The following is an 18,527-nucleotide window of genomic DNA, read 5'->3' on the forward strand; positions in this document are numbered from 1 at the left end:
CTGCGCTTCCAACGGTCGCATGCGCGACGAGCTTCTCAACGAGACGCTGTTCATGAGCCTGGCCCATGCCCGTGTCGAGATTGCGGCCTGGGTGGATGACTACAATCGGGAGCGACCGCACTCCTCCCTCGACTACGACACACCGGCGGCGTTCGCCGCTGAACTGGATAAGCAATGGCCTGCTTCGCTACGCCCTACGGGCTCCGCTACGCAGCCCATTGCTTCAACCGCGCTTATGCGCAAAACAACCGCCCGGCTCTAATCCCAGCTGGGGGAAAGCTGGGGGTCACGTCACTGTCGGCCGATCGGGCCTTGCTTGTAGGCGGCGAAGTCATGCCCCATGCGCGCGCTGAGCAACGTCAGCACACCCTTCAGATCACTCCGCGAGAAAGCGCCGTCGCTCGGATCGGTCTTCAGCCGGTTGGCGATTTCCACAACCGTTGAGCACAGATCAGGTATCCCACCGACCCGATCAACCACGCCGGCATCGATCGCGGCTTGCGACATGCCGTCGTAGAGCGCGGTCTGTGGGTCCTGCGCCAGCGCAACCCCGCCTACGCCCTTGATCGTCTGAAGCCCCGCGGTCCCATCATTGCCGGTACCGGACCCGATAACGCCGACGGAACGCGCACTTGCCGGTTCGGCAAGCGATCGCATGAAATGGTCGATTGGCATGCGTAAACCGCGCGGTTGGTTCGGCGGCTCCACGAAAAGTCCATGATCGACAATTGTCAGATAACGGTCCGGGGTCAGGACATAGATATGGCCCGAAGCGACAGACATGTTTTCGTCCGCTTCCTGCATCGGAAGTTTGGAAGATCGGGACAGTATGTCTGCAAGCTGGCTCTCGTGATCGGGAGCCTGATGCTGAAGGATCACGAAGCTCCCGGGCGTATCGCAGGAAGTTCCGCGACGAAGCTCTTCAGCGCCTCCACGCCCCCAGCCGACGTGCCGACAGCCACGACCGGGTGGTCGAAATGCGCCGAAGCGTCTGCGTTTGCGGTCTCGTGCATGGATCATCCCCGGAGCGGCTGCCGTTCTGCACGTCCGCTTCATGTGCAGCTTAAATACCAGAAACACGGTCAGATGTTAACGACCGAGGGCTGCGAACCATACATATCGGACATGTAAGTCATTGCCATACCAAACGCTCGTGCGAGGTATTCGCGGCCAGCCTTACCTCCTGCGCAACGGGACTAGCGGCTGCTTCGGCCCTAAATCCAACAGCCGGCAAGTCGACGCATTCTCCTAGGTGCTTGTCTGCCCGTGGCCGGGCAGGTCCACGGCGATCACCTCTCTGACTTGGGAAAGCGCGGGCGTAATCGTATCCCACGAGCGGCAGGTCGCCCCTAGTCCATGGAGGAGGGGTTTTCCGCGCCCGGTGCGCGGGTGGTGCATGGTCATGTAAAGGTAACGTCTCGCACCGCCTAATGGAGCCACGGATGTCCATCTTGCCGACGAAGCGTCCAAAAACGGACGGTTCGCTAGCGGCCCACTGCTGCGCGCCGGATTCGGGTCCCGGTACTCCTGAAGGTCGCGCACCAATTCACGAGGGTCGGGCACGGCGGTGCGAGCGGTCGTTTCAATCGCGTTGGAACGGGGGATACTCACTGGCAATCAGCTACCGTGGCATGGCGCGGTTGTCACGCCGGATCGACTGGTACCGCAAGGCCGCGACCTGCGCACGACGGCTTTTCAACTGTCCCCTTCCGCACACTGGCTTCGTCGGCGCGGCACGGGGCGAAACGAATTCAGGTTGGCCCCGTTACTCCCATATGCCCAAACGATATGAAGAACTCGACCGCCTCTTTGTCGCCGGTGAATGGCGCGAAGGACAAGGCGAAACCTTCAAGAACATCTGCCCGTGGGACGAGAGCGCGATCTTTACGATGAAGACCGCCGAGACCGGCGATGTGGACAAGGCGTGCCATGCGGCGGCGGAAGCGCAGCGCGAATGGGGTAAGCTACCACCTTCTGCCCGCGCGGCGAAGATGCTGGCGATCGGCGACATTCTAGAGGCTCGGAAGGACGAGATCGCCGGGTGGATCGTGCGTGAGGCCGGCGGAACGCAGCTGAAGGCTGCGCTGGAGCTGATGCTGGTGACGCAAGTCGCAAGGCAGGAAGCCGCCACGCTGCCTTATATGGTCGAAGGTGCCATCCTTCCCGAAGACATTCCCGGCAAGGAAAGCCGGGCCTATCGGCAGCCGGCGGGCGTCGTCGCGCTGGTCAGTCCCTGGAACTTCCCGCTGCAACTTACCGCGCGCACCCTGTTCCCGGCTCTGGCCCTTGGCAATGCCGTGGTCATCAAACCCGCCAGCGATACGCCTGTTACCGGCGGGACGATCTTCGCTGCGATCTGCGAAGAGGCGGGCCTGCCCGCCGGCCTGGTTTCGGTCCTTCCCGGAGGCGGATCGACGATTGGCGAGGCGCTGGTGCGGCATCCAGTGCCTTCGGTGGTCAGCTTCACAGGCTCGACTTCGGTGGGAAGAAGCGTCGCCACGGCCGCGCTGGACAGCAAGCGGATCAAGTCGCTCGAACTTGAACTGGGCGGCAATTCTCCGATTGTCGTCCTCGATGATGCGGACATCGATTATGCCGTCGAGGCCAGCGTCTGGGGCAAGTTCATGCATCAGGGCCAGATCTGCATGATCGCCAATCGCATCGTGGTGGAAGACGCAGTGCACGACGAGTTCGTCGAGAAATTCGTCGCGCGCACCCGCAAGCTGGTCGTCGGCCAGCGCGATGCGGCGGACTGCCTTATCGGGCCGGTCGTGAACCGCGACCAGTTCGACGGGATCATGGAAATGATCGCCAAGGCGAAGGACCAGGGCGCGACCTGCGCGCTGGGCCGAGAGCCCGACGGGCTGGTCATCCCGCCGCACGTCTTCACCGACGTCGCAGATGACAATTGCCTCGTCGCAAACGAGATCTTCGGACCCGTTGCGCCCGTCCAGCGCGCACGGGACGAAGACCATGCGCTCGAACTGGCGAACAACACCGAGATGGGACTGTCGAGTTCCGTCTTCAGCCGTGACGAGAGCCGCGCGCTCGCCTTCGCCAAGCAGATCGAAGCGGGGATGACGCATATCAACGACCAGCCGGTCAATGACAGCCCCTTCTCACCTTTCGGTGCGGTCAAGAATTCGGGCTTGGGCCGCTTCAACGGGCGCTGGGCGATCGAGGCTTTCACGAGCACCCGTTGGATTTCCGTCCAGCATGGCAAGCGCCAGTTTCCCTTCTCGGCTAAGAGTCTGTAAGCGATGGTTTTCCTGAAGGACGGCACCTGGCACGACCAGTGGGCCCATAACGACGAGGACAGCGGAGAGTTCGAGCGAGACGGAAGGGCATTTCGCAACGACAAAGCCGTCGGGCCACTGATCTCTATGCTCGATGAGATGGAGGAGCGGCTGGAGCAAGCGGACTGGCTTGTGGGCAACCGCCTCACCGAAGCGGATATCCGTCTCTGGACCACCCTCATCCGTTTCGATCCGGTCTACCACACGCACTTCAAGTGCAGCGTTCGCCGAATTGCCGATTATCCCAATCTCGCCGCCTTCACACGGCGGCTATACGGACGGGACGGGATCGCGGACACGGTCAATTTCCGGCACATTCGGCATCATTATTATGAAAGCCACGAGCGCATAAATCCGCACGGGATCGTTCCTAAGGGCCCTCAGCCGCTGATCCCGGAAAGCCAGTCGTGAGCAATCGGGAAGTCATCTCGCTGCATGTCGCGACCCGCGACGATATCCGGGATCTGATTACCCGCCGCCCCTTGCCGGGGCCAGGCCTGCCCCAGATCGACCCGTTTCTTTTTCTCAATCATCACGGACCACAGACGTATCCGGCCAACAACGACGGTCTGCCCTTCGGACCCCATCCGCATCGCGGGTTCGAGACAGTGACTTTCATCCTTGCCGGCAGCCTCGCCCATCACGATAGCGGTTCGGGCGCAAGCGTGGTTGAGGCGGGCGGTGTCCAGTGGATGACGGCGGGAAGCGGACTGGTTCATGCCGAGCTTTCGCCCGAGCGGTTCAGGCGCAGTGGCGGCGCGCTTGAAATCCTGCAGCTATGGATAAACCTGCCGGCGCGGCTGAAGATGACGGACCCGGCATATGTGCCGTTGGCCGCGGCGGAAATGTCGAAGAGCGAGCCGGGCTGCGGTGCCTCTATGTTGACAGTATCCGGCACGGACGACGCACCTTTCCGCTCCCTTACGGACGTGATGCTTGCAATCGTGTCGATTGAGCCTGGCAGCCGTGCAGTCCTTCCAGCGCCGCCGGGACGAAACGTGCTGTTCTACACGATCGACGGTGAAGCCGACATCGGTAAGGAAACTGTACCCGAACATACCGCCGCTCGATTGACGGACGGGGACCAGGTGGAATGCTCGAGCGCTGGAGGGTGTCGCATCCTGTTTGGCCATGCAGAGCCAATTGGCGAACCTGTCGTCGCCCATGGCCCCTTCGTAATGAATACCGAGGCGGAAATCGCCCAGGCCATCCACGATTATCAGGCAGGTCGGTTCGGCGGCTTGTGACGCTCAACGCGTGCACGAGAAATCGATTGATAGCACGCGTCTAGCAGGCCTGATGCCAGGCAATAAAACTCCACGTCGGGGAACCATTGCTCTGCAAAGCCCCGGCCAGCCAACGTGGCAGGTTTCAGCTCTTTCGAGGATTGGCCGGCAGCAACCGTCGGGTTTCGGCCTTAATTCGAGAGACCGTCCGCGTAATTCTGAATGCGGTCAGATCCGTTTTTGGGCAGATCCCGCATTGTCCACAGGACGGTGGCAGGGCAGCAATAGCCGAGGGTCATACTCGAATAAATCAGCTCGAATGCCGTTTGCGGTGACACGTAGCGCGAGGGATAACGCCCGTCAGCCCTTGCGCGGGCCCTTGTCCTTGCGGCCACTGTGCGGGGCGCCGCCCTTTTTCGGGAAGCGCGGCTTGCCGCCGCCGCCTTGCGCGCCGCGTGACTTGACGAAAGGCTTGCTTCCGCCTCGCTGGCCTTGCTTGCTGTTGCCACGGGCCTGCTCTCGCGGCGCTTCGGGTGAGGGCTCGATGCGGATCGAGTCCTGCGGATCTTCGCCGCCGGCGGTCCGCACCAGGGCGTCCGCGAATTTGTCGGCGATCGTGCGCGGGATCTGGAAATGCGTTTCGGACGGTCCGATCCGGATTGCTCCAACTTCGTTGCGGGTGATGTGGCCGCGGCGGCAGAGCAGCGGCAGGATCCAGCGGGGATCGGCATTCTGTCGCCTCCCCACGTCCATGCGGAACCACACGGTATCCTCGAAACCGGGACGGTGACGCTCCTTTTTCGAGGCCTCCCGCGCTTCCTTGGTGTTCGGCGTCAGCTCCTCGGCCTCCGGCAGCTTTGCGCGGTGGGCCTGAACCAGCATCGCAGCGATCTGTTCGGGCGTCCGCTCGTCCAGCAATCGCCGGGCCAGGGCCGCATCTGCGCGCGCGACGCGGCTTTCCGCTTCGGTCTCGTCAGCAGGCTCGACAGGCGCGAGCAGCTTTTCGAGCAGGCGCTCGCCATCCTTTGCCAGAACCGCTTCCCGGCTCGGCGGATCGATCCACTCGGCCTCGATCTTCGCGTGGCGCAGCATGGATTCGACGCGCTTGCGCCGCGGGTAGGGCACCACGAGGACCGCGGTTCCTTTCTTGCCTGCGCGGCCGGTCCGGCCGGAGCGATGCTGCAAGGTTTCCGCATCGCGCGGTATCTCGACGTGGACGACGAGGCTGAGCGAGGGCAGGTCGATGCCGCGCGCCGCGACATCGGTCGCCACGCACACGCTGGCACGCCGGTCGCGCAGGGCCTGCAGCGCCTGGTTGCGTTCCGACTGCGAATGCTCGCCCGACAGCGCGACGACGCCGAAACCGCGTTCCTGCAAGGTCGCGTGCAGCCGGCGCACGTTGTCGCGCGTGGCGCAGAACAGCATGGCCGTGTCAGCATCGTGGAAGCGCAGCAGGTTGACGACGGCGTTCTCGACCTCGTGCGGCGGCGTCAGCATCGCCTGGTAGGCGATGTCGCCGTGGCCGCGTTCGCTGCCCATCGTGTCGATGCGCAAGGCATCGCGCTGGTAGCGTGCGGCAAGCCGTTCGATCGCGCGCGGCATGGTGGCGGAGAACAGCAGGGTGCGACGCCCGTCGGGCGTGGCATCGAGAATTTCCTCCATGTCGTCGCGGAAGCCCATGTCGAGCATCTCGTCCGCTTCGTCGAGCACCACTGCGGCCAGCGCCGAAAGGTCGAGCGCACCGCGTTCGAGGTGGTCGCGCAAGCGGCCCGGCGTGCCAACCACGATCGTGGCGCCGGCGGCGAGCGCGCGGCGCTCCGCTTGCGGGTTCATGCCGCCGACACAGGTCGCGATGCGCGCGCCGGCGCGGGCGTAGAGCCACGCGAGTTCCTTGCTGACCTGCAGGGCGAGTTCGCGCGTCGGCGCGATCACCAGGGCGCGCGGCGCCCCGCGGTTGCCGGCGGGCGGACCGTCGGTCAAGAGCTCTTCCGCCATGGCGAGCCCGAAAGCGACGGTCTTGCCCGAACCGGTCTGCGCCGACACGACGAGGTCGCGGCCCGCCGCCTCCTTTTCCAGCACCGCCGCCTGCACGGCGGTGGGTTCGGCATAGCTGCGTTCTTGCAGCGCATCGGCCAGAAGGGTGGGAAGGTCGGTAAAAGGCATCGCAAAACTCGCAGTCGAACGGGCACGGGGGCGCAGCACGAGCGCGATGATCCGGTGCAGGGGATGGGTCGTGTCCGGCGGCGGTCAGCGCGCGGCCGGATCGTGCCCGCGCCGCCCCTACACGATCCGGGCGGTTCTGGCTCGTTAAAAATGCTGCATGTGCGAAATTACTCGCCGGCGGGGCGGTTCTGCCGTCCTTCGATTAGCCCTTCGACCAGTGAAGGGTCGGCCAGCGTGGAGGTATCGCCCAGCGATCCGTAGTCGTTTTCGGCGATCTTGCGCAGGATGCGGCGCATGATCTTGCCGCTGCGCGTCTTGGGCAGGGCGGGGGTGAAATGGATGTGGTCAGGCGTCGCGATCGGTCCGATTTCCTTGCGTACCCACTGGCGCAGCTCTGCCGCCATGCCGTCCGAAGGCTCCTCGCCTGCGTTGAGCGTGACGTAACAGTAAATGCCCTGTCCCTTGATGTCGTGCGGATAGCCGACGACCGCCGCTTCGGCGACCTTGGGGTGGAGCACCAGCGCGCTTTCGACCTCGGCCGTGCCCATGCGGTGGCCGGACACGTTGATCACGTCGTCCACCCGGCCGGTGATCCAGTAATACCCGTCATCGTCGCGGCGGCAGCCGTCGCCGGTGAAATACTTGCCGGGATAGGTGCTGAAATAGGTCTGGATGAAGCGATCGTGGTCGCCATAGACCGTGCGCGCCTGGCCGGGCCAGCTGCGGGTGATGGTGAGGTTGCCCGATGCAGCGCCTTCCAGCGCGCCGCCGTCGTTGTCGACCAGCTGCGGCGCGACTCCGAAGAACGGCAGGCCCGCGCTGCCCGGCTTCATGGCGTGCGCGCCGGGCAGGGTGGTGATCATCACGCCGCCTGTTTCGGTCTGCCACCACGTGTCGACAACGGGCACGCGCCCGCCGCCCACGGTCTCGTGATACCAGCGCCACGCCTCCGGATTGATCGGTTCGCCCACAGAACCGAGCAGGCGCAGGGCGGACAGGTCGTGCTTCGCCACATGCGCATCGCCTTCGCGCATCAGCGCGCGGATGGCGGTGGGCGCGGTGTAGAAGATGTTGACCTTGTGCTTGGCGCACACCTGCCAGAACCGGTCGTGATCGGGATAGTTGGGCACCCCTTCGAACATCAGGGCGGTCGCGCCGTTCTGGAGCGGGCCATAGACGATGTAGCTGTGCCCCGTGACCCAGCCGATGTCGGCGGTGCACCAATAGACCTCGCCCGCACGGTAATCGAACACATAGCGGAACGTGGTCTCGGTCCACACGGCATAGCCGCCGGTCGTATGCAGCACGCCCTTGGGCTTGCCGGTCGATCCGCTGGTGTAGAGGATAAACAGTGGGTCTTCCGCGTCCATCGGCTCACACGGACATTCGTCGGACAGGCCGGCGGAATATTCGTGGTACCAGTGGTCGCGCCCTTCGGTCATGGCGACATCGCCTCCGGTATGGCGGAGGACCAGAACGCCTTTCACCGTGACCTTTTCCAGCGCCGCATCGACATTGGCTTTCAGCGGGATGGGCTTCGATCCGCGCAGGCCCTCGTCCGCGGTGATCACCCAGTCGCTGGCGCAATCCTCGATCCGCCCGGCGATGGCATCGGGGGAGAAGCCGCCGAAGATCACCGAATGTACCGCGCCGATGCGGGCGCAGGCGAGCATGGCGACCGCGCCTTCGGGCACCATCGGCATGTAGAGCGTGACCCGGTCGCCCTTCGCCACGCCCATCTTCTTCAGCGTATTGGCCATCAGGATCACTTCGGCCTGCAATTCGGCGTAAGTGAGCGTACGCACCTCGCCGGCCGGATCGTCGGGCTCGAAGATGATCGCGGTCGTCTCGCCGCGCCCGGCCTCAACGTGGCGGTCCACCGCATTGTGGCAGATGTTGATCTTGCCGCCGGTAAACCAGCGAATGTCCACCGGGTCGAACGACCAATCGGCAACCTTGGCGGGCTTTTCAAACCAGTCGAGCCGCTCCGCCTGTTCTGCCCAGAACGCGTCGCTGTCTTCCAGGCTGCGCTGATAAATCGCCGTGTATTCGTCGGCGGAACATCGCGCGTCTTGCCTTGCATCGGCGGGCACGGGAACGAGGGCGGCGGGATCGGACATGGGGCCTCCGGATGCGAAAAGCGGTCGGGCGCACAATGCACGGACCGGCGTATGGCCGCAATCGCCTTGCCGTCCCTTGCCAGCGGAACGTGGGCGCGGCAGGGCGGGCCCAGTCAGGTGGAAGCGATGACAGGAGGAAGCGATGGCAGGCAAGTGGTTCGACGAACTGGAGGTGGGGCAGGTGTTCCGCCACGATATCCGGCGAACGGTGACGGAAACGGACAATGTCCTGTTCACCACCATGACTCACAATCCGGCCCAGCTGCACCTCGATGCGGAATACATGAAGGGCACGGATTACGGCCGGGTGCTGGTCAATTCGTGCTTCACCCTGTCGCTGATGGTCGGCGTTTCGGTGGGCGACACTACGCTGGGCACCGCGGTCGCCAACCTGGGCTGGGACGAGGTGCGCTTCCCCGCGCCGGTCTTCGTCGGCGATACGCTGCGGATCGAGACCGAGGTGGTGGATTTGCGCGAAAGCAAGAGCCGCCCGAACGCCGGGATCGTCACTTTCGCCCACCGCGCCTACAACCAGCGCGATGAACTGGTCGGCAGCTGCAAGCGCGCCGGCCTGCAAATGAAGCGCCCGGCCGACGCTTGACCCGCTTGACCGCCAGCCCCGCCCACGGCAAAGCGCAGCCCGGCCTTTCGCGGGTGTAGCTCAATGGTAGAGCAGAAGCTTCCCAAGCTTAAGACGAGGGTTCGATTCCCTTCACCCGCTCCAGAACTCTCCAGCACAGCCGCGGCCTCCAGCCCGAAAATATGATCGTGCCAAGCGGCGCGATGTTCCCCCACGGCTAGTTGGCACGATTGGCACGATAAATCCACAAGACGGAAAATCGCGCCATCCCGACGCGGTGCGGTTGATTATCACCCATCATTGGAGGGCCGAAAGGCCCCAACCCTAGGAAGAACAGAAGGAACAGCAAAATGACTGACAAGGTATCTGAACAGGTGGAGCGGTGGTCCTTCGACGACCAACACGTTGGCACCATCAATGCCGCGAAGGGGTGTCTGGCAACAAGGATCATACCGCGCCCGCCGAAGCTGACGGCCAACGAATGGCATAGTCACGCCTCTGCTGTGGCGACTGCGCTGAACAACCGCCCCGATGTGGAGCGTTCGCTTATAGTTGCGGCGCGCCGTGCAAGAAGCCGGCTCTGGAACGCCCACTTCATCGCTGATAACTACAACCCGGACGCCAGCTATTTCAAGGTGCGTAAAGATCTACAGAAAGACCTGCTGGCGATCCTAGACGCCCTCACCCGCCCCTCACTTCCGCGGGTGATCTTGACCGGCCCTAAACGCCGCCCACAGCGACCATAACCAGGCCGCGCCGGCCACCAACAACACGAACTCGCGGTCTCCCATGACCGCCTCTTACCGCCCGGACCCTCCCGGCGGAACCCCTCCGTGCGTCCGCATCGGACGCCCTAATCCCTGACAGGAAGGACTACGAATGAACGACCTACGCGACCGCATCCGCCGGCAGCTCGAACTCGAAGACGAGAGCCGTGCCCTCGGTGCCCGTCGATACGCCAACCGGGACCTGCCGTGGCGCTTCGAGGCCGGCACGGCCGAGGAGGAGGCCAACCTGCCGCCTGGCAAGCAGCTCCTCAAAGCCGCTCTACAACCCACCGCTGACGCCATCCGCGGGTTCATCGACGGGGCCTGCTCGGGCAAGGCAGGGAGGAAGCACTCGGCCGCCGATATGTTGCTCCTGATCGAGCCGATGGAGGCCGCCTACCTGACCTGTCGCGTCCTCGTGAACGCCTCAGTCGCCCAGGTGCAGCTCCAACGGATTGCGGTGCAGGTCTCCGACGCGATCGACGACCACCTGAGCCTGTCGGGCTTCCGCGAGATCAACCGGCAGGGCTACAAGGGCTTCCTGAAATCGCAGGAGCAACGCGGCTACACCCGACAGCGGCGGGCCGCCGTGCGCTCGCTGCTAACCGAGGAAGGCGTGCTGGTGGAAACTTCCACAAGCCAGAAGGTCGCCCGTGGGACCAAGCTGGTCGAACTGGCGGTCGAGGCGACAGGTTTGTGGACCATCGAGAAGGCCCCACGCGCCCGCGGCTTCGCCTACACGATCCGGCCGAGTGAGACCCTTCAGGACTGGCTGGACAAGCAACACGCCCGCTGCTCGCTGCTGGACCCCATCCACCTCCCGATGCTGGTCCGGCCGCGCCGGTGGCGGTCCCCCAGCTACGGCGGGTATCTCACCCCACGCCCCGGCAACCGGCTCGTGAAACAGCGCAACAAGCCCTACCACGAGGAACTCCGGAACATCCTCATGGACGACGTCTACGACGCGGTGAACCACATTCAAGACACCCCTTGGCGCATCAATGCCCGCATCCTCGACCTGATGACGCAGGTGTGGGACGGGGGAGGATGTCTCGGGGGCCTGCCGCAGCGCGAGGACGACCCGGTCCCCGCCAAGCCTGACGACATCGACTTCAACGAGGACGCAAAGGCGGCGTGGAAGCGCGAAGCGGCAGCCACACACTCTCGCAACGCTGAGCGGATTTCCGGCCGTGTCGCCATCCAGCAGGGCCTGTGGGTCGCCCGCCGGTTCGCCGAGGAGCCTGCGATCTACTTCCCGCACGAGTTGGACTTCCGCGGCCGGGTGTATCCCATCCCGTCCTTCGGCCCCTCGCCGCAGGGCTCGGATTGGCAGAAGGCGCTGATCGAGTTCGCCGACGGGAAGCCGCTGGGAACCGACGGCCGACGCTGGCTCTACATCCACATCGCCAACCTGTTCGGCGTCGACAAGGTGTCCTTCGACGAGCGGGTGGAGTGGACGCTGAGCCACGCCCCGCAACTCCTCGACAGCGCCATGAACCCGCTCGACGGGGAACGCTTCTGGACCTCCGCGGACGACCCGTGGATGGCCTTGGCGGCCTGCATGGAGTTCGAGGGCGCGTTGGATCAGGGCGCGGATTTCGTCTCCCGGCTGCCGATCGCCCTCGACGGCTCCTGCTCCGGCCTCCAGCACTTCTCGGCCATGCTGCGCGACCATGACGGCGGTGCGGCGGTGAACCTCCTCCCGTGCGACAGCCCGGCGGACATCTACACGATGGTCGCGGCCCGTGCGCAGGAGGTGGCCGAGACGGAGACACTGATCGAAGTGCCGGACCCCGCCGACCCTGCGGGGACCATCCGTATCCCGAACCCGTGGAGAGGGGGGAAGGTGTCCCGCAAGATCGCCAAACGGCCGACGATGACCTACTGCTATTCCGCCACACGCTTCGGGATGCAGGGGATGATCGTCGAGACCTTGCGGGAGATCGACCGGGAAGCCGAGGCTCGCGGTGGGGAACCGTATCTCGGCGGCGCGGACAACTACCACGCGGCGACCTGGCTCAGCCACGTCCTCTACCGCGCCGTCGGCGACACCGTCACTGCCGCGGAGCAGGCAATGGGATGGCTGCGGGACGCCGCCGCGGTCGCCTCGCAGGAAGGCCTGCCGCTGTGGTGGACCACCCCGCTCGGACTGCCGATCCTTCAGGAATACCGCCGGCAGAAGGGGGAGCGCGTGGAGGTCCATTGGGCGGGCCGCCGGGTCCGCATGACAATTAATGTGGACGTCGAGGCGCTCGATAACCGGGCGCAGGCGAACGGCGTGGCGCCGAACTTTATCCACTCGCTCGACGCCGCGCACCTTCAGGCGGTCGCCCTGCGGTGCCGACGGGAGGGCATCGCCCACCTCGCGGTGATCCACGACAGCTTCGGGACCCATGCGGCGGACACGGGGCGCATTGGGGAAATCCTGCGGGAGACCTTCGTCGAGCAGTATTCCGGCGACGTCCTGAAGGACCTCTACCGGGAGCTTGTGGGCCAGCTCGGCGATGACCTCGCCAAGCGCCTGCCGGAGCCGCCGGCGATGGGCGACCTCGACCTCAGCCAGGTCAAGCTCGCCCAATACACCTTCGCATAATACTTCCACAAGACGGAACAATGGGATTAGCACCCACCATTGGGGAGTGATCCCGCTGACAGGAGAATGACGATGAAAGAGACACTTGCCATGCGCCTCGCGCGCCAGCTTGCCGAGACCAATCCGGGGACGGTCGTCAGGATCGACGACGCGACCGCCGCGGCGACCGGAGAACGGGAGAAGGGCGCATGAACATCACCGCCCGCGCCATCGCCCGCCGCGCCGACCGCAAGCGTCCGGAGAAGGAACGCCGGTGGCCCCGCGGCGGCTCGATCTCCCACCTGAACCCCGACGGCTCGATCTCCACGCTGCACCCGACGAAGGGGTGGCGGCGCACGAGTGCCAAGCGGGTCGCCCTGAGGATCGAGCAGGGCCGTCACGCGGTCCTCGCCGGCCTCACAGGGAATTAACCCCCACCATCGGGGAATGAACCCCACCGACACCCACGGAGAACCTGAAATGCTCACCCGCACCCACTGCCGGCGGGCCGACGGCCTGCGCGCTGAATTGCTCGCGGATCGTGACGGCACCGCCCTCTACCGCATCGACGCACCGCGCCGTGTCGGTCGGGGCCGCAATGCCCGTATCAAGCTCGACACCCGGATTACCTGCTGCCGTTCGGTCAGGTTCCGCCGGGACTTCATGGAGGCGGCGTGAGCCCCGCCTCAGTGCGCGACGGGATCGTCTTCAGCTCCGACCTCGGACGGCTGAAGGTCCCCGCCTTCCGCGTTCTGGATGCGGTGCAGGACGTTCGGAAGGACTGTCAGCTTGAAGCCATCGCGCTCACGCTGGCCGCCCTCTGCCGCCCGCTCGGCATCGACCCCCACGCACTCATCACCCGCGCGAACCGGCAGCTCGTCCAGACGGACGCCACGCGCAACCCACACATCGAAGCGATTGCGGACTATGCCGCAGGAGAACTGAAATGACGAAGATCGACTGGACGAAGCCGCTGGAGCTGACGGACGGGACGCCGGTGAAGCTGGACCCCGGACATCTGAACAATCCCGACAGCAGGGGTGACTACTACTTGGTCCGAAGCGACGGGCTGGGATTTACGGAAGGTCAGACCCGTGGCGCGGGCGATGTCCTCATCGCCCAGCCGGACGGAACCGAATGGTTTCACGGCGGGCCGCAGCGTGTCCGCAATACCGCAGTCCCCACGTTCGACCCGACGAAGCCCGTCCAGACCCGCGACGGCCGCAAGGCGCGCATCCTGTCGACCGAAGGGCCGGGGGAGAAGCCCCTGGTCGTTGCGCTCCAACGGACTGACCGCGCTGGTGAAGTCCTCGTCTCCCGATATGCGGACGGACACGTTTCACGCGCCGGCCGAGAAATGCCGCACGACCTCATCAACGTCCCCGAACGCACCCACGCCTACCGCTCGATCCAGCCGGACGGCGCATTGGGACCCAAGGCCCTCTCGAAGCTCGCCGCACAGGGGTCCCACGCAATGCCTTACACCGGCCCGGTCCTGAAGCTCACCTTCGAGGACGGCCGGCCGGTCGCCGCGGAGATCGTGTGAACGGCGGCCGCCTACACCCCTTCGACCCCTACGAGAGCCTGATCGACCAAGCCCTGCCGTTCTACCGCGAGCGTGGAGTGGTCGATCTCGCCTGCCTCGCGCAGGCCGTCACCCAGGGGTTCGACGGCGACACATTCCTCTCGGACGTGCGGACGCGCGCCGAACAACCCACCGAAGACTGAAGGAGGCCTGCATGGCATCCAAGAAGACCGAAGCCGTCACCCCGAAGGGAACGGCCATCTGGCCCCGCCTGAATACGCCGGACACCAAGTTCGACCCGGCGGGGAAATACACCTGCAAGATCGCCGTCCCAGGCGACGATGAAGGCCTCGCCGCGCTCCGCAAGCAGACCCAGGAACTCATCGACGAGAAGTTCGACGAGGTCGTGGCGAAACTGAAGGAAGACGGGAAGGGCGCTGTCGCCAAGAAGGTCTCGAAGGCCGACCCGTTCGTGGCCGAGGAGGACCCGGAGACCGGCGAGGAAACCGGCAACATCCTCATCAATGCCAAGATGACGGCCAGCGGCACCAGCCGCAAGACCGGCAAGCCGTGGTCCCGCAAGCCTGCGATCTTCGATGCGAAGGGCAAGAAGCTGTCGAACCCGCCCATCATCGGCGGCGGTTCCGAGGTGAAACTCTCGGTCGAGCTGTTCCCCTACTTCGCCGCGAACGACAAGACGGTGGGCGTCAGTTTCCGTCTGGAAGCCGTGCAGGTGTTGAAGCTGGTCTCCAGCGGCAACCGTGACGCCGGTGGCTACGGCTTCGAGGAAGAAGACGGCGACGAACTGGAGGACATGGAGGACACGACCTTCGGTGGCTCCGAGGGCGGTGACGCGGAAGACGACGAGGACTTCGCCTGACACTCCCCATCCGCGTCACTCTCGACGCGGACCCAAAGCCGACCCCAAGACCCCGCGCCCGCGTCATTGCGGTCAAGGGGCGGCGCCCGCTGGCCTCCTTCTATTCCCCGAAGGAATACAAGACCTGGCAGACGCACGTCGGCAAGCTGCTGGCGGGGTGTGAAGCCCCGCCGGCGCCTTTGGAGGGTCCCCTGCGTGTGGAGTTGGTGTTCACGGCCGAGCGGCCGAAGACGACCAAGCTCCCCCATCCTCGACCGGACCTCGACAACCTTGTGAAGGCGGTCCTCGACGTCGTGACGTCCGACGGCCGCTTCTGGATCGACGACGCTCAGGTCTCCGAGCTCTGCGCCCGCAAACAATGGGGCGAGGCCGGGAAGATCGAGCTGCTCATCGGAGAAGCATGAACTATCGACCAATGACCCGTATCTCCTACCTGGCCGTGCATTGCTCCGCAACGCCGGCAGGCCGGGACATCGGTGCAGCCGACATCCGCCAGTGGCATCGCGCCAAAGGCTGGAAGGACATCGGCTACCACTACGTCATCCGCTTGGATGGCACGATCGAGAAGGGCCGTCCCGACGATATGCCGGGCGCCCACGAACCCAAGATCAACCGCAGTTCCATCGCCGTGTGCCTCGTGGGGGGAAGCCCCCCGGTCGGCTCGGCGGAATACAAGCGGGGTCTTGGGGAGAACACCTACACGCCCGCACAGTTCGCCTCGCTGAAGAAGCTCCTGCTGGAGCTGTCGGCGAAGCACCCCGGCGCCGAAGTTCTCGGCCACCGGGACGTGCAGGGCGTCCGCAAAGCCTGCCCGTCCTTCGACGTGAAGGAATGGTGGGCGGCAGCGCGCAAGGACGGTCCCGACAAGGACTGTTCCTGCCCGTGCGCCTGATGACCTGAAGGAGCCCTCCGAGTGACCGAAGCAACCAATGCGCCCAAGCCGGCGCCGAAGCCGCTCATCCGCCGCACGACGGCGATGGCGGACGCCATGCTCTCTGCCTGCCAGAAGGCGGGCATCGACACGAGCAACGCGACTGTGAAAGCGAAGACCGAACCGGCCTGGACGGTCACTCGGAGGGACAAGCGAGACCGCCGGCCGAGGCGGCGCCGGTGAGCGACGAAAGCGACAGCGAGTTCCTCCACCACACGTCCTGCGAAGCCTGCGGGTCGTCCGACGGGAACGCCGTCTATTCCGACGGCCACACCTACTGCCACGTCTGTCAAGCCTACGGCGCAGCCGATGGTGAGGAGGGGCATGCGCCCAAGTCCCGCAAGTCCGCCGAGGGTCTCATTCGCGGCACCGCAGAAGCGATCCCCTCCCGCAAGCTGGACAACCGTGTCTGCGAGAAGTTCGGCTACCAGGTCGGGGAGTTCCGCGGGCAGAAGTGCCACATCGCCCCTTACTACGACGCGGTCGGCAAGGCTGTGGCGCAGAAGATCAGGCTCCCCGGCAAGGACTTCACGGTCCTCGGGGACCTGAAGAAGGCCCTGCCGTTCTTCGGGCAGCAGCTCTGCCGGGACGGCGGGAAAATGATCGTGCTGACCGAAGGCGAGATCGACGCGATGTCGGTCACGCAGGCGATGGGCCTTTCATGGCCCGCTGTGTCGGTCCCCAACGGGGCCAGCGGGGCCAAGAAGGCAGTCAGCGCCGGCCTTTCGTGGCTGGAGAAGTTCGACAAGGTCGTCTTCCTGTTCGACGAGGACGCCCCCGGCCGGGAGGCAGTCGAGGAATGCGTCCCGCTGTTGTCCCCCGGCAAGGCCTACATCGGCTCCCTCCCGCTCAAAGACGCCTCCGATATGGTCAAGGCGGGGCGCTCGAAGGAGCTGGTGGATGCGGTGTGGGGCGCTCGGCTATGGACCCCCGACGTCCTGAACGACCTCGACGACAGCTTGCTCGAAGCGGCCTGCGAGGAGCAGGAGTGGGGCCTGCCGTGGCCGTGGGTCACGATGACCAAGGCGACCTACGGCATCCAGCGGTCGGCCGTCTATGGCTGGGGCGCTGGCACCGGGTCCGGCAAGACCACGCTGATGAAGCACCTCGCGCTTACGGCCATCCGGCCGGACCTTGGCGAGGACCACTCGGACTTCATGCCAATGCCTGCCCCGCGACCCGTCGCCACGATCCTCTACGAGGAGCCGGCGAAGCGGACGCTGAAGACCCTCGCCGGGATGGCGATGGCCCAACGTATCCACGTGCCCGGCACCGATTACGACAAAGCGCAGGCCCGCGAGATCATGGAAGGTCTCCGGCCGCTGCTGAAATCGGTGTCGCTGAAGGGGGCGCGGAATTGGGAGACGGTAAAGGGCACGGTGCGCTACCTCTGCAATGCGGAGGGCGTCCGGGACTTCATCATCGACCCCATGACGGCCCTGACGGCGACCTCGGATGACGAGCGCCGCGCCCTCGACGGTATCATGGCCGAAATGGCGGACCTCGCCGAAGACCTCGACATCACCATCCACATCGTCTGCCACCTGGCAACGCCGGATGGCACGAGCCACGAGGACGGCGGCCGGGTGCAGGAGAAGCACTTCCGCGGCTCCCGCGCCATCGCCTTCTGGTCACACTACCTCGTGGGGCTGGAGCGCAACAAGCAGGATCGGGACTGCCCGACCACCATCCGGGGTCTGAAGGATCGCCTGACGGGAGACGCCGTAGGCCCCTTCATTGCCCTCGAATACGACAGAGAGACCGGCCTGATGGTCGAGACCGACCTTCCCGATGGGAACGGCGGGACGTTCAAGGATGAAACCGATGACGAAATATGAAACCGGGCCGGTCGATCCGAGCCTGCCGATGGAACTGGATGACGGAACGCCGGTGGAGTTGGTCAAAGAGTGTGGTGACGAGCTGGTCGTGCGATACGCGGCCGGGTTCCGCGCGAAAGACCCCCTGCGCGGGGAGCCGGACAATCCAGATTGGGTTCATATGCCGGATTGGACCTACGAGCGGGCGACAGGCCTTAAGAGCGGGTGTCACGACGCTGCCGCCTTCCACACCCTCCGCAACGTCCGGAAGGGCATTGGTAACGCTGGCGGTCTCCTGCCTTCCCTCCCGGAAGCCGCCGACGCCCGCAACGGCCTGCCGATGGCCGAGGGTCTCCTCGACTACTTCCCCAACGCCCTCGCCGAGGTGAGCCGCCTGTCGTTCGACGCGACACAGCAGCACCACCCCGAAGAGCCCATGCACTGGGACCGCTCGAAGTCGACCGACCACGCCAACAAGATCATGCGCCACCTCGTCGATCGCGGCGGCCGTGACGATAAGGGCCACCGCCACTCCACGATGGTCGCTTGGCGGGCGCTCGCCATGCTCCAGGAGGAACTCGAAAGGGACGAAGGTCTCCCGCCGAGCCGCGCCTCCCGCAACGCACCCACGACAGCCTGAGGATCACACC

The 18,527-nt window shown here is 65.1% G+C and carries 20 protein-coding genes, 1 tRNA gene and 1 pseudogene (1 of these 22 cut by a window edge); 19 read left to right on the top strand and 3 right to left on the bottom strand.

Annotated elements, in window-relative coordinates; genetic code table 11:
* Window positions 1-262, top strand: a pseudogene (locus QQW98_RS08230) (IS3 family transposase); it begins 952 nt to the left of the window's first position.
* Window positions 263-291: 29 nt separating this feature from the next.
* On the opposite strand, the gene QQW98_RS08235 reads toward QQW98_RS08230, so the two are convergent.
* Window positions 292-1,056, bottom strand: coding sequence for a chemotaxis protein CheB (locus QQW98_RS08235; protein WP_319023342.1), 765 nt, complete (start codon window positions 1,054-1,056; stop codon window positions 292-294).
* A gap of 719 nt (window positions 1,057-1,775) precedes the next feature.
* Here QQW98_RS08235 and QQW98_RS08240 point away from each other — a divergent pair.
* From QQW98_RS08240 to QQW98_RS08250, 3 genes are read left to right on the top strand one after another with little or no spacing between them, the layout of a single operon-like run.
* On the top strand, window positions 1,776-3,257 hold the full coding sequence (locus QQW98_RS08240) for an aldehyde dehydrogenase family protein (RefSeq protein ID WP_290134490.1): 1,482 nt from the start codon (window positions 1,776-1,778) through the stop codon (window positions 3,255-3,257).
* A 3-nt stretch (window positions 3,258-3,260) separates the two neighbouring features.
* Window positions 3,261-3,707, top strand: a complete 447-nt coding sequence (locus QQW98_RS08245; protein WP_290134491.1) for a glutathione S-transferase family protein — start codon at window positions 3,261-3,263, stop codon at window positions 3,705-3,707.
* Entirely contained in the window at window positions 3,704-4,543 is an 840-nt protein-coding gene (locus tag QQW98_RS08250; RefSeq protein ID WP_290134492.1) for a pirin family protein, read from the top strand. Before QQW98_RS08245 ends, QQW98_RS08250 begins: the two co-directional genes overlap by 4 nt.
* A 339-nt stretch (window positions 4,544-4,882) precedes the next feature.
* Here QQW98_RS08250 and QQW98_RS08255 read toward each other — a convergent pair whose 3' ends face one another.
* Together QQW98_RS08255 and acs are read right to left on the bottom strand one after the other, a co-directional pair.
* The gene (locus tag QQW98_RS08255) at window positions 4,883-6,685 is read right to left on the bottom strand and encodes a DEAD/DEAH box helicase (RefSeq protein WP_290134493.1); all 1,803 of its coding nucleotides are present in this window, start codon (window positions 6,683-6,685) and stop codon (window positions 4,883-4,885) included.
* A gap of 167 nt (window positions 6,686-6,852) precedes the next feature.
* Window positions 6,853-8,805: an acetate--CoA ligase gene (acs, locus tag QQW98_RS08260; RefSeq protein WP_290134494.1), complete on the bottom strand. Its 1,953-nt coding sequence runs from the start codon at window positions 8,803-8,805 to the stop codon at window positions 6,853-6,855.
* Window positions 8,806-8,947: 142 nt separating this feature from the next.
* On the opposite strand from acs, the gene QQW98_RS08265 reads away from it, so the two are divergent.
* The 15 genes from QQW98_RS08265 to QQW98_RS08335 all read left to right on the top strand — a co-directional run bounded on the left by QQW98_RS08265 (window position 8,948) and on the right by QQW98_RS08335 (window position 18,517).
* The gene (locus QQW98_RS08265) at window positions 8,948-9,406 is read left to right on the top strand and encodes a MaoC family dehydratase (protein WP_290134495.1); all 459 of its coding nucleotides are present in this window, start codon (window positions 8,948-8,950) and stop codon (window positions 9,404-9,406) included.
* Window positions 9,407-9,455: 49 nt separating this feature from the next.
* A tRNA-Gly gene (locus QQW98_RS08270) sits at window positions 9,456-9,529 on the top strand.
* Between the two features lie 206 nt (window positions 9,530-9,735).
* Window positions 9,736-10,131, top strand: coding sequence for a hypothetical protein (locus QQW98_RS08275; RefSeq protein ID WP_290134496.1), 396 nt, complete (start codon window positions 9,736-9,738; stop codon window positions 10,129-10,131).
* 133 nt (window positions 10,132-10,264) lie between these two features.
* Complete coding sequence (locus tag QQW98_RS08280; RefSeq protein WP_290134497.1) at window positions 10,265-12,745, top strand: DNA-directed RNA polymerase; 2,481 nt, start codon at window positions 10,265-10,267, stop codon at window positions 12,743-12,745.
* 188 nt (window positions 12,746-12,933) lie between these two features.
* A complete protein-coding gene (locus QQW98_RS08285) occupies window positions 12,934-13,155 on the top strand; it encodes a hypothetical protein (RefSeq protein ID WP_290134498.1) in 222 nt (73 codons plus the stop codon).
* A gap of 16 nt (window positions 13,156-13,171) precedes the next feature.
* Window positions 13,172-13,402, top strand: coding sequence for a hypothetical protein (locus QQW98_RS08290; protein WP_290134499.1), 231 nt, complete (start codon window positions 13,172-13,174; stop codon window positions 13,400-13,402).
* Window positions 13,399-13,674 carry a hypothetical protein gene (locus QQW98_RS08295; RefSeq protein WP_290134500.1) on the top strand — a complete coding sequence of 92 codons (276 nt, stop codon included), beginning with the start codon at window positions 13,399-13,401 and terminating at the stop codon, window positions 13,672-13,674. The genes QQW98_RS08290 and QQW98_RS08295 overlap by 4 nt, the downstream gene beginning before the upstream one ends.
* Window positions 13,671-14,270: a hypothetical protein gene (locus tag QQW98_RS08300; RefSeq protein ID WP_290134501.1), complete on the top strand. Its 600-nt coding sequence runs from the start codon at window positions 13,671-13,673 to the stop codon at window positions 14,268-14,270. The genes QQW98_RS08295 and QQW98_RS08300 overlap by 4 nt, the downstream gene beginning before the upstream one ends.
* A complete protein-coding gene (locus QQW98_RS08305) occupies window positions 14,267-14,452 on the top strand; it encodes a hypothetical protein (RefSeq protein ID WP_290134502.1) in 186 nt (61 codons plus the stop codon). The genes QQW98_RS08300 and QQW98_RS08305 overlap by 4 nt, the downstream gene beginning before the upstream one ends.
* 11 nt (window positions 14,453-14,463) lie before the next feature.
* Complete coding sequence (locus tag QQW98_RS08310) at window positions 14,464-15,129, top strand: hypothetical protein (RefSeq protein WP_290134503.1); 666 nt, start codon at window positions 14,464-14,466, stop codon at window positions 15,127-15,129.
* A gap of 8 nt (window positions 15,130-15,137) precedes the next feature.
* Window positions 15,138-15,533: a RusA family crossover junction endodeoxyribonuclease gene (locus QQW98_RS08315; RefSeq protein ID WP_290136903.1), complete on the top strand. Its 396-nt coding sequence runs from the start codon at window positions 15,138-15,140 to the stop codon at window positions 15,531-15,533.
* Window positions 15,534-15,544: 11 nt separating this feature from the next.
* Entirely contained in the window at window positions 15,545-16,021 is a 477-nt protein-coding gene (locus QQW98_RS08320) for an N-acetylmuramoyl-L-alanine amidase (protein WP_290137050.1), read from the top strand.
* 21 nt (window positions 16,022-16,042) lie between these two features.
* Window positions 16,043-16,243 (top strand): hypothetical protein, encoded by a 201-nt coding sequence (locus QQW98_RS08325; RefSeq protein ID WP_290134505.1) that lies wholly within the window; start codon window positions 16,043-16,045, stop codon window positions 16,241-16,243.
* Window positions 16,240-17,898, top strand: a complete 1,659-nt coding sequence (locus QQW98_RS08330) for an AAA family ATPase (protein ID WP_290134506.1) — start codon at window positions 16,240-16,242, stop codon at window positions 17,896-17,898. Before QQW98_RS08325 ends, QQW98_RS08330 begins: the two co-directional genes overlap by 4 nt.
* A complete protein-coding gene (locus QQW98_RS08335; protein WP_290134507.1) occupies window positions 17,885-18,517 on the top strand; it encodes a dATP/dGTP diphosphohydrolase domain-containing protein in 633 nt (210 codons plus the stop codon). The genes QQW98_RS08330 and QQW98_RS08335 overlap by 14 nt, the downstream gene beginning before the upstream one ends.
* Window positions 18,518-18,527 lie beyond the last annotated feature (10 nt).

It is taken from the genome of Alteriqipengyuania flavescens (assembly GCF_030406725.1).
Lineage (GTDB): Bacteria > Pseudomonadota > Alphaproteobacteria > Sphingomonadales > Sphingomonadaceae > Alteriqipengyuania_B > Alteriqipengyuania_B flavescens.